Source organism: Paenibacillus sp. RRE4, assembly GCF_031844205.1.
In the GTDB taxonomy this organism is placed as follows: domain Bacteria; phylum Bacillota; class Bacilli; order Paenibacillales; family Paenibacillaceae; genus Paenibacillus; species Paenibacillus xylanexedens_B.
This window is the reverse complement of sequence record NZ_JAUZUT010000001.1, coordinates 1,254,203-1,268,594: the sequence shown is the minus strand read 5'-3', so window position 1 is coordinate 1,268,594 and position 14,392 is coordinate 1,254,203. Positions and strand designations below refer to the sequence as shown.

11 protein-coding genes are annotated in these 14,392 nt (G+C 46.8%); 3 read left to right on the top strand and 8 right to left on the bottom strand.

The window, feature by feature from the left end:
* Positions 1 to 93 precede the first annotated feature (93 nt).
* On the bottom strand, positions 94 to 1,707 hold the full coding sequence (locus tag Q9R46_RS05860; protein ID WP_311279282.1) for a response regulator transcription factor: 1,614 nt from the start codon (positions 1,705 to 1,707) through the stop codon (positions 94 to 96).
* Positions 1,682 to 3,478, bottom strand: coding sequence for a sensor histidine kinase (locus Q9R46_RS05855; RefSeq protein ID WP_311279281.1), 1,797 nt, complete (start codon positions 3,476 to 3,478; stop codon positions 1,682 to 1,684). Before Q9R46_RS05855 ends, Q9R46_RS05860 begins: the two co-directional genes overlap by 26 nt.
* A 299-nt stretch (positions 3,479 to 3,777) precedes the next feature.
* On the opposite strand from Q9R46_RS05855, the gene Q9R46_RS05850 reads away from it, so the two are divergent.
* The gene (locus tag Q9R46_RS05850) at positions 3,778 to 5,193 is read left to right on the top strand and encodes a hypothetical protein (protein ID WP_311280956.1); all 1,416 of its coding nucleotides are present in this window, start codon (positions 3,778 to 3,780) and stop codon (positions 5,191 to 5,193) included.
* On the opposite strand, the gene Q9R46_RS05845 is transcribed toward Q9R46_RS05850, so the two are convergent.
* From Q9R46_RS05845 to Q9R46_RS05830, 4 genes are all read right to left on the bottom strand, one after another.
* Positions 5,186 to 5,797, bottom strand: a complete 612-nt coding sequence (locus tag Q9R46_RS05845) for a DUF4269 domain-containing protein (RefSeq protein WP_311279280.1) — start codon at positions 5,795 to 5,797, stop codon at positions 5,186 to 5,188. The two genes, Q9R46_RS05850 and Q9R46_RS05845, sit on opposite strands and share 8 nt — an antisense overlap.
* Complete coding sequence (locus tag Q9R46_RS05840) at positions 5,794 to 6,006, bottom strand: YwbE family protein (protein WP_090924399.1); 213 nt, start codon at positions 6,004 to 6,006, stop codon at positions 5,794 to 5,796. The genes Q9R46_RS05845 and Q9R46_RS05840 overlap by 4 nt, the downstream gene beginning before the upstream one ends.
* Positions 6,007 to 6,290: 284 nt before the next feature.
* Entirely contained in the window at positions 6,291 to 7,082 is a 792-nt protein-coding gene (locus Q9R46_RS05835; protein ID WP_311279279.1) for a polysaccharide deacetylase family protein, read from the bottom strand.
* Between the two features lie 89 nt (positions 7,083 to 7,171).
* Positions 7,172 to 9,202 (bottom strand): Na+/H+ antiporter, encoded by a 2,031-nt coding sequence (locus Q9R46_RS05830; protein WP_311279278.1) that lies wholly within the window; start codon positions 9,200 to 9,202, stop codon positions 7,172 to 7,174.
* A gap of 208 nt (positions 9,203 to 9,410) precedes the next feature.
* On the opposite strand from Q9R46_RS05830, the gene Q9R46_RS05825 reads away from it, so the two are divergent.
* Positions 9,411 to 9,710 carry a hypothetical protein gene (locus Q9R46_RS05825; protein WP_311279277.1) on the top strand — a complete coding sequence of 100 codons (300 nt, stop codon included), beginning with the start codon at positions 9,411 to 9,413 and terminating at the stop codon, positions 9,708 to 9,710.
* Between the two features lie 95 nt (positions 9,711 to 9,805).
* Here Q9R46_RS05825 and Q9R46_RS05820 read toward each other — a convergent pair whose 3' ends face one another.
* Positions 9,806 to 10,288: a MarR family winged helix-turn-helix transcriptional regulator gene (locus tag Q9R46_RS05820; protein WP_145329522.1), complete on the bottom strand. Its 483-nt coding sequence runs from the start codon at positions 10,286 to 10,288 to the stop codon at positions 9,806 to 9,808.
* A gap of 284 nt (positions 10,289 to 10,572) precedes the next feature.
* On the opposite strand from Q9R46_RS05820, the gene Q9R46_RS05815 reads away from it, so the two are divergent.
* Positions 10,573 to 11,703: an FAD-dependent monooxygenase gene (locus Q9R46_RS05815; RefSeq protein WP_311279276.1), complete on the top strand. Its 1,131-nt coding sequence runs from the start codon at positions 10,573 to 10,575 to the stop codon at positions 11,701 to 11,703.
* A 104-nt stretch (positions 11,704 to 11,807) separates the two neighbouring features.
* Here the strand turns inward: Q9R46_RS05815 and Q9R46_RS05810 are convergent, their stop codons facing one another.
* The gene (locus tag Q9R46_RS05810) at positions 11,808 to 14,387 is read right to left on the bottom strand and encodes a beta-mannosidase (RefSeq protein ID WP_311279275.1); all 2,580 of its coding nucleotides are present in this window, start codon (positions 14,385 to 14,387) and stop codon (positions 11,808 to 11,810) included.
* Positions 14,388 to 14,392: the final 5 nt, after the last annotated feature.

Genomic DNA, 14,392 nt, shown 5'->3' with positions numbered 1-14,392 from the left:
ACTCCTCTATCTGCTGTGGTGACCTATTCAGTTATCAAATTATGACTTTAATCCCATAAAAAACAAACAAAAGGCGCAGCATGCTGCGCCTGATTACACGGTTCTGGATTGTTTGCGAAACTCCTGCGGCGTGATGCCGGTGCATTTTTTGAACATTTTCGTAAAATGGGAGTAGTTATAGTATCCGACCTTACCTGCAATATCCGTTACCTTGACGGTGGATTGGGATAACAACGTTTTCGCCATGGCCACTCTGCGCTGAAGAATAAACTCGGACAGAGACATGCCCTTTTCTTTACGGAACAAACGGGACAGATATGCCGGGTTAAATCCGGCAAAAGCAGCAAGCTCTTCCCGCATCAATTCTTCTCCAATGTGGTTTTCAATGTAGATACATAACTGATCTACAATTGACATCGGGTTCTGATCGTCCGGGTACAGCACGGGAATGACTCGATCTATGAGATCAAGTGTCCACTGTTTCAACTGCGGCAATGACCTCGTGACTACCGTTTCTTCCGGCTCCCGTTCTCCGGGATACAGGCTGCGAATGGACACATTATTCTGATGCAGAAGCGGATAGACAACGTGCAACATCGCATGATAATAAAGCCGTAACATCTCTGGTGACAACCCTTCCTGAGCAGCAAGCAAATCGAAGATTTCATCCACACGTTCACGCAAATCTTCTACCTTGCCGGTTTCGAAAAGGATGGATAGCTCCGGGAACCATGGGATAGGCAAAAACCGATCCTCCTGATCCCGATTCCGCTCATCATACACAAAAACCTCTTCCAGCTCTTTAATGTTGCGGCGCTCCATGTCCATAAGTTCATTCAACATGCCTTGCAATTCGGTTACAGCTACCGGTGCGCCAACATAACAGGATAACCGGCAGTAGAAGTATGTGCCGCACTCTTGAATGTAGCGCTGACATCGCTGCTCTGCTTCATCGGTTGCAAGGATAACTCCATCTTGTTCGTAGGCAAGCACAATATTTAAGCCACTATGATCTTGGAACACTTCACCCGGTTTGTCTCCAAGCAATATTTCTCTGGCTGCGTTACGCAGAGCGTATTCCAGTACCTCTTCATCGCGCAGGTTAAATTCACGTACCCACTCTTCAACGGAGATCACAATAGGAAGAACACGCACTGCGGGATCAATCTCTGCACCATATAGCTCAGCAAGTTGCTGCAACCGTTGTGGCGTAAGTGTACTTCGCTGAGACACAGCATCCTTCCAAAAACGTTCTGTCAGGAGTGGTTTATGGGTTTTCCACCGTTTGTATACGGTCTCGTAAACTTCATTCGTTCGGGTGCGCTGCTCTCCGTCCCTGATCTTCTCCAATGCCCGTGTAACGACTTTAAGCAGCTGGTCTGCAGGAGCAGGTTTTAACAAATAATCAAAGCTGTTCAGTTTGATAGCCGTCTGTGCATAATCGAACAACGCATGACCTGTCAGAAAAATCGTCAGGATGCCAGGGTCATGCTTCAATACCCAGCTCTGCAGGTCAAGCCCCGTTTCCCCAGGCATCTCGATGTCGCAAATCAGAATGTCGATAGCATGGGCTCGAATGACCTGCCTTGCTTCCTCCACATCACAAGCGCCGAATACCTGGTCAATTCCGGCTGCATTCCAGTCCACCCCCTCCAGCATCGCTTGCAGGGCATACACTTCATCATCCACGATCAACAGGTTCCGCATGAGTTCCTCCTTCTTGCTCCTCGGTCTGAGCAGGCAGATAAATGCTTACTGCAGCGCCTCCGTCTATCCTATTTTCAAACGTTAACCCGGCCTCAGGGCCATACTTGACCAATAGCCGATGTGCAACATTCCATATTCCAATGTGTTGTCCTCCAGGATCTTTGGCATATTCTCCCCTTTTCAGTTGCTCTAACAAAACGGGTTCGAATCCGACCCCGTTGTCCATAATCTGAAGCTGGAGCATCCCCTCTCCTCCGGACTGAATACCGGATGCTTCGGTCAGGCGAGCAGTAATCCGAATCACGAACGAATGCATTCTTCGTTGAAAACCATGGATAATTGCATTTTCGACAAAAGGCTGAATCGTCAGCGGCGGAAGCACAACATGCCCTACCTCCGGATCAATATCAAGTTCGAAATCCAGCTTGCTCGGGAACCTTAACTTCTGAATTTCAAGATAATGCCGAATGTGCTCCATCTCTTCGTTTAGCGTGATCACTCGTTTGCCAGCCCTTAAGCTGGATCTGAAATAATCAGCCAGATGACCAGCCATCTGTTGCACCAGTTCATGTTTTTGCAAGGAAGCCAGGCTATGAATAATATTCAAGGAGTTGAGATAAAAGTGAGGATTAATCTGCATCTGCAATTGCTTGAATTCTGCCTCTCGCGTACGTAGCTGCTCCTCATACACATCAATCTTCAAATGTTGAATTTCCTGTATCATCTGATTGAAACTACGTGTCACAAACTCCAGTTCAGACGAAGACGGTGCTTCCAGCGTTACATCGAGTTCCCCTCGGCTAACCCTTCTCATTCCCCGAATAAGCGCATTCATTGGACGGAACAGAAGCTGTCTTAGGAAGAAAAGTGCTGTGATCAAAATAACGGCCGCCCCGATCGGAAGTAGCCTGATGATCTGTTGGAAAAACGGCAAATTACGCATCATATCTTCCTCTGGCAACAAGACGATATAATTCATATCCGACATGGCTGAGGGAATGCCCACCATTAGATACTGACGAGCAGTGTTACCCGGCTCCGAGATGACCTGATACGGGCTTTCCAAATCGGTCAAATGATCAGCGACCAGCTTGATCTGCCCCTTATTTAACGTAGAATCAGATAATGCTCTGCCATCAGGTGTAACGATCACCGCTCCACCTCTGTCACCTGATTCAGTAAACTGTTGTGTGTCATTCAGCGCATTCATATCGACCAGTGCACCAGCATAGAACTGCTGATTAATACGTACCGTTTTCACAAGTGCATTAAATGATCCTCCGCGGACGATGCTCCATTCCGGCCTTTGGATATCCCCTTCGAGCTGACGCAACTGTGCAGGCATATTACGTTGTACCACCGATTTTTTAATATCATAATTGCCCGCGGTTGCCAGCAACAGGTCATCATTCACCGCATCATACAAATAAAAAGAATCGATAAGATTATAGAAACCGATATCGGTCATAAACTTGTTCATGATTCGCTGCTTGGCAATGATGTAATCTCCACTTCCGTATTCCAGAAAAAACAGCGAGATAATATCAGGGTCACGTTCGCCCAAACTGTATAAATATCGATTGGTTTCCTGTAATACACGCTCATTTTGTTCCACGTTTTTGGCCAAATGATTCATATTGGTGAGGGATACCTTATCACGTACGACCTTCATGGCATACACATTGTTATAGTACAACAGCATAAACAGCGGCAACATGATTAACGTAAGTCCCACAATAAATTTAAAGCGTAATGAACGGATCAAGTTCATACATTAACGTCCTTTTGATTCAGGCTCGCTGAATTTTTTCTAATTTCTACCTGAAGATGGCATGTATATTGTAATCACCTCGGTTTGACGTTGTCTATCAGGTTCGATGACCCGCAGATGTGTGTTATCGTGACTTGGTATAGTCATAGTCCCTGTCGTGTGTTTGCTCGTTTCACTCATATAATTCTCTGGATGTAAAAAAAATCCTGCTGCCACCTCCACGAACACCTAGGCTTGACATGCATAGGATATAGCACTCCCAGGATCGATGACCAGGGATGCAGGAGGCTGTCATCATGATGAATATTCAACTTATCCCATTGCATTATGTGTATTTGGCATTTATTGTCCTGATTATCGCTGTTATGGTTCGGCGCAAAGATACAACCATGATCTGTGTCGCAGGCATTATGACCATTGGACTGCTGGCAACTGAAACATTAAGTGGCTCCGTCACCGGGGTTTTTAACAGTTTTATCTACGCAACGAAGGAATTGTTAAGTACAATCTTTATCATCTCAATAATCGTGGCGATGAGCCGTGTTCTGATCCGCACAGGTATTAATGAAATCATGGTCACACCGCTCACCCGATTTATTCGCACGCCTCATGCCGCATACTGGGGCATTGGACTTATTATGATGGTCGTATCTTTATTTTTTTGGCCATCTCCTGCAGTAGCCTTGATTGGAGCAGTACTTTTGCCGGTAGCTGTCCGCGTAGGTTTACCTCCGATTGGAGCCGCCATTGCAATGAACTTGTTTGGGCACGGCATTGCCTTGTCAGGGGATTACATTATTCAAGGTGCTCCCAAACTTACTGCAGACGCAGCAGGTCTTCCTGTTACGTCAGTGATGGTTGCCAGTGTTCCTCTCGTCGTAGTCATGGGCATGGTATCTACGCTTACCGCCTTCTGGATGCTTCGCAAAGAAATGAACACCACCAAACGGAAGGAACAGGAGTTTGCCCCACAGCAGCAGTCAGCGCCTGAGCCACAGTCAGAACCAAATGAGTCTACACCGGTTCCCACATTGCCTCTTCGTCTGAGAAAAACTTTCGCCCTTTTTATTCCGTTGTTATTCGCACTTGACGTTGTGCTAATGTTTGTTCTAAATCTGCAGGGCGGAGATGCAACAGCGCTGATTGGCGGAACCGCAATCGTTATTCTGATAGCCGTTTCCCTTGCAACACACCGTCACAGCGGCTCAGAAGAAACGACCGGTTATTTAATTGAAGGATTCCAGTTCGGCTTCAAAGTATTTGGTCCAGTCATTCCGATTGCCGCATTCTTTTATCTCGGTGACGCTGCGATAACGGAGTTATTTATGAATCCACTTCCTGAAGGGTCACACGGGATCGTCAATGATCTTGGCGTTGCACTTGCGGGGATTGTGCCTATGAACGGAACCGTCGGGGCGATTACGATGACCGTCACTGGAGCTGTAACCGGTCTGGATGGCTCTGGCTTTTCGGGAATTTCCCTCGTAGGTTCGATTGCTACCATGTTTGCAGGTACGACTAACTCGGCTCCGGTACTTACCGCACTGGGCCAAGTAGCCGCAATCTGGGTTGGCGGCGGAACGTTAATTCCGTGGGCGTTAATTCCGGCTGCCGCAATTTGCGGGGTCAGCCCGTTTGAACTTGCGAGGCGTAATCTGAAACCGGTTATCATCGGATTAACAGTAACTACAGTTGTAGCGATCTTTCTCATTTAAATGTGACGCGTGATCTGGCAAAATCCCATAGCTCCGGCTCCTGCAGGCTGGCTAGTTCTCGCATCACTATGTAAGGATCACCCTCTAACCCTAGTACACGGGCGAAGGCAGGCTCTGTTTTCCACCCTGCTTGCTTCAGTCTGCGAATCTCGCGTTGTCCTGCCTCTCCCCATAACTGCAACAAACTCCATTCGACCTGCATATGTAAGTAGGCATTCTGCTGATCGACAGGAGTTGCTTGGGCAAATATTTCAACAGGCCATAATTCCAATCTCAGTTTACATGTAATGTATGCGTTCTGACCTAAGGCATTATCTCCGAACGTCCACTCTGTACTTCCGTTCACCGCAATGCTCTCTAGTTGACTAGAAGTCTCGACTTGGAAAGCGTTCAGATCTTCTGAATAACACAGGATGTCCAGATCACTATCAGGTAGATACACGTCAATCGGTACCGTCCCCGCGGGGTACGCAGCGTGGGCAGAAAGCGTGAGAAGCAGTCTGCTCTCGTGCAAAACACGGTAAGCATCTTGTTGCTGTTGATCGCCAACCGACAGGTGCTTCATTACTTTTTCGGTCGTATCCAGCCTTCCGCTCACACTCATTGCGGATGATTACCTGCAGAAATTACTTGTTTCACTCGCCCCACTTGACCGTTTGTCAATCTCACCTTGATCCCATGAGGATGTGAAGGAGACTTGGTTAACAGATCCTTGACGATGCCTCTCGTCAGTTTGCCACTGGATTGATCCTGTTTCAGTACGATATCCACCTCTAAACCAGGTCTGATGTCAGCTCTCTTTTGTCCATTCAACTTGTTCACCTTCTCTATTAACATAATAGGGTCTTATATAAAGACTTTATCTATTGTAGACGTTTCGATTGTAAAACAAAAGCCTAGGACTTATTTCCGAACAATTTGCGGCATACCCGCCAAACCGAGGTTCAATGAATAACTTCACGACAAACAGCCGCAATCAAGCTTCAATGGTTCAGCTTGATTGCGGCTGTGATTAGCTTAGACTTACTAATGAAATCTCGCTTCCAACACAATCTAGGTCCAGCTGGTTTTGCTGATAAATCTTTCAATCGCCTGCACTAGGGTTGCTTTCGTGGTAATGAAGACGACACCCCACCCTTGGCAGCTTCACGAGCTTTCACGGCAAGAAGTTCAGATACGGTAACAAATTGATAGCCCTGTTCCTGCAGTTTGGGCAAAATCGTTCGCAGGGCATCAATCGTATGGGATTTGCTTTCCACTTTGTCATGAAACAAAACGATGTCCCCATTACGGGCATTATTTAAAACTTTGTTTGTAATCGCGGATACACCAGGTAGAGCCCAGTCTCGAGTATCCTGATGCCAAGACCATAATACGATCGTGTAGCCCTTCTGCTTCGCCACCTGAATCACCATATCGTTGTAATACCCCCCAGGAGGTCTGAACAACAGTGGACGCTCCGCACCTGCATTTACAATCGAAGCTTCTGCCGCTTGCATGTCTTTCAAGTATTTGTCCGCTGTTGTTGAGCGAACGGCATACGTGTGTGCAAACGTATGATTAGCAATCTCGTGTCCTTCTAACTGCTCCTGCCTGACGATATCAGGAAATTTTTCTGCCCATTTGCCGAGTACAAAAAAAGTACCCTTTGCATGATACTGTTTGAGCAAAGCTAAAATCTGCGGTGTCTGAACAGGGTCTGGCCCATCATCAAAAGTCAGAGCGATCAGTTTGTCCTGCGTGGGGACTTCCCATACGATCTCTCCCCGTTCTTCATAATACTGACGATTCTTCTGCACTGGCTTGGCATATGCCGAGCTTGTCGAACTGCCAAGGATCACTCCAGTTAGCATGAACAATGCGATGAATCGGGTAGCTTTCAGGTTCATGTCGTATCCTCACTTTGAATTTCATACGTCAAACTCTCCGTTAGCATTGCCCGATTCATGCGAACTCATGAATGATCGATTAATAATGATTAATCGTTTTTCAGAGCTGTTGCCTCTACATCATTGATATAACGACGTAATCTGGCTGCAACATCGCGTGTAATCTCTCCGTTCTCATACAGCTGTTGTATTGTATTGCGTTGCTCCTGAATGGCGACCATCTGAAGTTCCAGTTTATCCTGATTGAACGGATCTTCAGTCGTCTTATCCTGATTCCACCCACGTAACTTTGCGATCACCCGCTCATATTTGGAAATAACCGCGAGAGCCGCCACACGATTGGAGTCATTCATATGTGCCCGGATGGCTTTGATTGCTGCCTGAGAGGTGCGAAGCTTCACCTTCCGGAACAGTTCAGCATTTTCAAGCATAAAGGGCTGATCTGGTTTGCCGGAACGGTTTGTGAACATTTGACCCAGCATTCGTCCAATCTCATTGAGCGACGAGAGCAGTTGAGTGTTCGTCCGGTTTGAAAGCATCATCTCCTTACGATCCAGCCAGTTATCACATTTGAAAGCCGCTTCGGGCCCAAGGGCATTTTCATCCATCATCACTTCAATCTCTTTACGCTCCGCCCGGGTAGCAATCAGATTGATCGCTGTTTCCTGCTTCTGCAATGCTTTACGATTATCTGCTGTAAACTGCCCTGTCGCCTGTTTAATATATTTGGACAGGTCAGACACAACGGCTAGTGCGGCAGCTTTATTTTCATCGTTCATTTCAGACTTGACTGCTCGAATAGCGGCATTCAGCATAATGTCCTGTGCTCTGCGTTCAGATTTCTGTGGTGTATTTTCATCGGAGGATTTCCCCTCTTCCTTGGCTAACACAGGTAACAACGCGCTCGCCGCAATCAGAGAAAACAAAATAACACCAGCCGCCAGAAAAATAATTAAATCACGCTCGGGAAAAGGCGACCCGTCCTGAAGCACAAATGGAATCGAAAATGCTCCAGCCAGCGTCACTGCACCTCTTACTCCCGATAGAGAGAGAATAGTAATCTCCTTAAAACGCGGTTTGCCACTAGCGGACTTCGCACGTAGCCATTCATTGACTTGCCAGAACAAATATATCCACATGAAACGTAACAACACAAGTAGTACGGAGATGATCAGTACATAACCCAGCACCTCGAAGTTATTGAATGATACGTTGACAAAGATCTTACTAAGCACATCGGGAACCTGCACACCGAGAATGACAAACACCAGACCATTCAATATAAATAAAATAACAGACCATGTGCTCGCAGACACCACTTGCATCTTAATCTGAACCGATTCTGCCCGGTCACGCTCAATCGCATGAATGATCCCGCCTGCAACCACGGCCAGAATGCCGGAGACCCCGATCTCTTCACTCACGAGGTAGATGACGAATGGAGTCAGAATCTGAATCAACATATGAATCGTTACATCTTCCATGCCCAGTCTGCGAATCCATACCCCGAGCCGAATAAACAAAAAAGACATGAGCGCACCAGCAAGCAGACCTCCTACGGCAATGATAATGAAACTGAATGTGGCTTGAGTGAGTGAGAAAACACCCGTAACCGTAGCTGCGATAGCAAATTTAAATGCAACCAGGCCCGAAGCATCATTCATTAATGCTTCTCCTTCAAGAAGTCTATGTATGCTTTTGGGCAGATGTACACGTCCGGCCATGGCACCTACAGCCACTGCATCAGTCGGGGAAAGAATGGCCGCAAGCGCAAATGCGGCAGGAAGTGGAATGGTCGGAATCAGCCAGTGTATGGCATATCCGGCAACAGCAACCGTAACGAACACCAGTCCTAGTGCAAGCAAAAGAATCGGAGCACGCAGGTTCCAAAGTTCGTTCCTTGGCGTTCTTTTTCCATCGTTATACAATAAGGGCGCAATAAAAAGCACAAAAAACAATTCCGGATTCAATGGTAGATGTACACCTGCTGGCAAGAGGGCTACAGCTACCCCCAGAGCAATCTGAATAAGCGGAACGGGAATAAAAGGCACAAACCGGTTCAACACGTTAGATAAACCGATCAGTCCAAGCAATGCAAGTACCGCAATGAATAGTTCCATGATGACATCCCTTTCCGCTACATAAGTCATGAATCGTTTGTGATGCCTTTATTTTAACAAAAGCATAGACGTTTATAACAAAGTTTTCATATTCATTTACCCATTTCTTTGTAGCTGATACGCATCGTGCTGAAACATTTTGATTGAGTTCATATATAAGATGTACAATATGTTAAGGACATACTCTGTCGGAAAGGAACGTTCAACTATGGCTTTTGGGATTAAACGGGAAGAACTTGCAGCATGGAAAGAACAAGTCACACGCGGTGAGATCGCTTATCTCACTCATTTCTGGATCGATTCCAGATTCCCCGGCATAACCAGTGTCACCAAAGTGGGCTGTGCAGACCTTCATCGCCTGGAACAATGGTGTCGTGAACACGGGTTAGACCCGCGATATATTCATCGGAGGCAGCCCTTCCCTCATTTTGACTTAATGGGCAGCCGGCAGAAAGATATTCTTATACAGGAAGGCTTGAACGATCATGTATCTCGCTTTCATCTGTAGCTCTGTTATAATGCACAAAACGCCAGTCTTCACATATTCATACCCGTTGCCGGGCAGGAATGCATGAGGACTGACGTCTTCAGGTGTCATATGCATTAACGATAAGTCTGCTCAAAAGATTTCATGTCTTCCAGCAGCTTCATTTCTATTTTTTTGAGCATGCCCAGCATTAACTGCTGTTCCTCCTCCGTAAGCGCTTGTAACAGCTCCCATGTCATACGGCCACGGTTAACATTCAACGTTCTGGCTAACTGTTCGCCCTCTTCCGTTAAGGACAACCAAACGATTCTGCGATCTTCCTCGCTGCGTTCCCGTTGAATCAAGTTCTCACTTTCAAGTTGATTAAGCACAATCGTCGTAGCTCCAGAGGACAGACTAAGCTGACGCGCAACATCAACAGCCATACAGCGCTTTTCACGTAAAATCATGCCCAATATATGGCTTTTTGTTGGATTCAGCCTGCAGTTTGTTTCTGACTTTTGCTGTTGATCCAATACTTTATTTTTATATCTGAAGAAGGCCTCCAACAATTGATCAACGTTTGCCAATTGCGAGTTTCGCTCCGTATTCGGGCTCATATCCGTTCCTCCTGCCTTTCATTGTAACCTGCCTTATATTGTAACATATTTACACACATTTGGTTGTGAAAAAATAAGGCTGCCTAGTGAGCAAAATGGGCGCATCCCTTTATGTGATAAAAAATTTGAATTTGGCCTATTGTATATCAGGAATACTTTGATTATAATAACGTATATCCAATAGGTTACTTTTAGTTACTTAATAATTTAAATAAATTTGTTTTCATAAAGTAAACAGTTGTCCACACTAGATTTTACCATCATATAGCAAGGGAATAATGTACATGAAATCAATGAATACTCAAACGAGCGTTGTCAGTGATACAGATGTCTGTATCGTCGGGGCAGGGCCTGGAGGCGCCTTGCTTTCGTACCTGCTGAACCAGAAAGGCATCTCTACATTACTTATTGAGCGACAGCCACATCTCCATAAATCGTTCCGCGGAGAACTGCTGAATGCAGATGGCGAAGCTATTTTGAACAAGCATGGGTTATATTCACACATTCAAGAGCACGGGGTATTACCATTGGAACAGATTCAATATTGGGAAGAAGGCAACATCCTGCACACGATCAATCCTGATCCAACCAAAGGGGAGCACCATGTTGGCGTGCATGTACCACAAGATCACCTTCTTGAAGCGATCACAACCCAGATCGAAGCGCTAAACCCGATGCATCAGGTTCGCTTCAACACCGTTATGACCGGGTTGCTTCGAGACAAAAACGGACGGGTTGCTGGCATTAACGTGCGTCAAAACGGTGTTCCTGCCTCCATTAGAGCTTCGGTCGTTATTGGCGCAGACGGCAGATATTCTGCAGTACGCAAACATGCCGGCCTTGTTCCCGAGATTCGCAAACACGGCTACGATCTGTTATGGGCACGCATCCCTGCACCTCCAGGATGGGAACCTGCGGTCCGCATGGCAAGTATGGACGGTCAGCAGCTCGCATTATTTTCACAATACGGCGGTTATGTACAGATTGGGTGGAACATTCCCGAAGGAGGCTTTGCCAAGCTGCGTGAACAGCCCTTTGCTCCTTTTGTAGGCAAGCTGGTAGCCGCCTTCCCTTGTCTTACGGATTCTGTCGCTGCGCATATCAAAAACTGGAGTGATTTTGTGCTGCTCTCTGTAGAGAGCAGTTATAGCTCCAGGTGGGCGGATGACAATGTCGCGCTAATTGGTGATGCTGCTCATACGATGACACCCACAGGAGCATTCGGCTTGAATGCTGCGCTTGAGGATGCCGACGTTCTTGCCGAACTGCTCATACAGATGGCAGATCATGATTTCAGTTCTTCCGATGTGCTGCAGCAACTGCAGGCCATTCGTGGCTCCAAAGTACAGCAACAATTGGCACGCCAAGTGGAGATGGAGTCTTCTTTTCAGCAGCGGTATGAATCCTTTCGCTAATTGCGAATCCACGATACACAGCATCAGCGGATTTCTTTTTTCGTCTTAACTTTTCGGACCAATCCAAAAAACCTCCACGCCAATGGAGGTTTTTTGGGGTTAAATCAAGCTTCACTTGCATTCATTGCACTTACTCGCAGTTCTGTGAATGGCAAAACTTGCATCTCTGGATGCTGTAGCGTTACTGTGCGGCTCTCTCCTGGCAATAGATCAAAATAGTTATCACTGAATCGAACCCGGCCAACCGGCAACTCCAGCTTCACCATACGTGCAATTGCAGTACTCGCATGAACGGTTACGGATTGTTCTTCCTCGTTTACATGAACGCTGAGCCGTGATTGCGGTAACATCACATCTTTGGGATCACGCAAAAAGTAACGATTCATGGGTGCAACAAACCCTTCGGCTTGCAATTCCACCATCACTTCTTCCGCCCTTTTGATCCCAAGTACTTCGGCTTCCTCCACTGCAACAATCTGCAGTGATGATTGAGCTGGCACCTTCACTTCATATGTAGAGTTATACAGCCGCTCTCCATGTAAGTCATAAACAATGAGTCGAAGTTGTCCTCCTATTTCATCCTGTGTATCATTAACTACCCATACGTTAAGCGAATGTCCTGGCTCATGCTCGAGCGACAATAGTACAGGATGAAAGAACGTTTTGGCATAATAAAAGGAAGCCTTCGGCAGCAGCTCATAATCGATCATCGACCAGCTTGTTCCCGGCCAGCTATCATTCAGCTGCCATACCAGCGCACCGCTGTTACGGTCATTGATTCGTCTGAAATGTTCTATCCCATAGCGTAGACCCTCTGCTTGTGTCAGCATGGAAAAGTCCATATATTCCTCTATATTCTGCGGAATGCCCGTGTACCCTTCCATCAGCAAAATACCTTTCTGATGATTCGTATCCTTATTGCGATAGGCCATTTCGGGACTCCCCCAGTAAAACTGGCCGGCAGGTATATTTTTCTCCAGCGTATACCGATTAGCTGAAGCATGCATGCCAAATTCACTGCTGAACAGTGCTTGATCCTTTTTATAATTTTTGAACGTGACTCCTTCAATGCTATAGTCCAGCACAGGTACTTCTCCCTGTTTCCTCGGGTATACAGAACCGTGCCACACTTGCCAGTTGTGCCGATCTCCGGTATCCGGGTCATTCGCATCCTGTCCATGATCTGCGCCATAAGGTGAAGAAGGCCAGTACGGCCTGGATGGATCAAGCCGCTCCAATGCCTCAGGAATCAGTTCATGGTAAATCTGTTCGCCGTAGAACGGACTTATGATATCACCGCTAGCTGTTTTCATGTCATACAGCCAGTCAATTTCATTATTGCCACACCAGATCGCCAGCGAAGCCCGGTTACGTAAACGAAGTACGTTATTCTCGACCTCTTGCTGTACATTTTGCATGAAGTCACGATTGAAATCCGGAAATAAGGCGTTGGCAAAGGCAAAATCCTGCCAGATGAGTATCCCTTGCCGATCACATTCGTCGTAAAAGACTTCTTTCTCATAGATGCCGCCTGCCCACACACGCAGCATGTTCATATGTGCTTCAACAGCCAGTTCCACAAGCTCGCGGTACCGTGACTTCGGAATCGTTCCAATCAGCTGATCGGCAGGTATCCAGTTTGCTCCCTTGGCGTAGATTTTGACCCCGTTCAGGATAAAAGCAAACCGGCTCTCTCCCTGCTCATTATGCAGAGCTAGCTCAATCGTCCGTATGCCATATGACTGACAGTACCGATCCACTGCCACATCATCTGCATACAGCGTAACTTCAAGTGTGTACAGGTAGGGTTCCCCCAGATCATGAGTCCACCATAAGCAGGGATGAGCCACATCTAACGTTACATCTGCTCTTCCCTGTTCCACAGGCAAAGAAATAACGCTGGCTACTACCTCTCCGTGCTGATCCAGAAGACGGATATCACAATTGGTCACAACTGGTTGTGTCCGTTTTTGCTTGCTACGCAAAGATAAAACAGATTGTACCTCTACAGTGACTTGTACTTGAGCCTGTTCCTTGCTTACAGCGTTGGTTCGGGCATACACATGTTGCAGTTTGGCAATCGTGCTGCGCTCCAGACGAACCGCTCCCCAGATCCCTACGGTAACGATGCGTGGCCCCCAGTCCCAGCCAAAATTCATAGCCGCTTTACGCAGCCACGGGCGTTCTTTCGTATACGAAGACCAATCAAACGTCTCCTTGTCACGATGATGAAGATGAAGCGGGTCAAAGAGTACCGCAATCGCATTCCAGCCGCTTCGCACTAGACCTGTCACATCAAATGTATGAGACATCAGCATATTAGCGGTTTGTCCAACCTCATGTCCATTGATGTATACCGTTGCAAACGTGTCCAAGCCTTCAAACACAAGTTCAATACGTTCCTCGGAAGATGCACCCGCGTCCAAATTAAAGGTGGTGCGATACCACCACTCCTTCTGCTCGATCCAGCGACTCTTGACATCGTTATGTCCAAAATAAATCGCATCTATAATGCCTCGCTCTGCAAGTGCCCCATGAACATCACCAGGCACGGTTGCCCCGATCCAGAATCGGTCATCCAGCGTTGCAGCGGCAACATCCATTGCTCGCTTTTCTCCAACCTCGTAATGTTGTATCTTCCACTGTCCTGATAAATCCTGACTTGTACGACAAACGTTGACCATTGTAC

Coding starts and splice junctions, on each gene's coding strand:
- Q9R46_RS05860 (WP_311279282.1), bottom strand. CDS start 1,707: ATGCGGAACCTGTTGATCGTGGATGATGAAGTGTATGCCCTGCAAGCG.
- Q9R46_RS05855 (WP_311279281.1), bottom strand. CDS start 3,478: ATGAACTTGATCCGTTCATTACGCTTTAAATTTATTGTGGGACTTACG.
- Q9R46_RS05850 (WP_311280956.1), top strand. CDS start 3,778: ATGAATATTCAACTTATCCCATTGCATTATGTGTATTTGGCATTTATT.
- Q9R46_RS05845 (WP_311279280.1), bottom strand. CDS start 5,797: ATGAGTGTGAGCGGAAGGCTGGATACGACCGAAAAAGTAATGAAGCAC.
- Q9R46_RS05835 (WP_311279279.1), bottom strand. CDS start 7,082: ATGAACCTGAAAGCTACCCGATTCATCGCATTGTTCATGCTAACTGGA.
- Q9R46_RS05830 (WP_311279278.1), bottom strand. CDS start 9,202: ATGGAACTATTCATTGCGGTACTTGCATTGCTTGGACTGATCGGTTTA.
- Q9R46_RS05825 (WP_311279277.1), top strand. CDS start 9,411: ATGGCTTTTGGGATTAAACGGGAAGAACTTGCAGCATGGAAAGAACAA.
- Q9R46_RS05820 (WP_145329522.1), bottom strand. CDS start 10,288: ATGAGCCCGAATACGGAGCGAAACTCGCAATTGGCAAACGTTGATCAA.
- Q9R46_RS05815 (WP_311279276.1), top strand. CDS start 10,573: ATGAAATCAATGAATACTCAAACGAGCGTTGTCAGTGATACAGATGTC.
- Q9R46_RS05810 (WP_311279275.1), bottom strand. CDS start 14,387: ATGGTCAACGTTTGTCGTACAAGTCAGGATTTATCAGGACAGTGGAAG.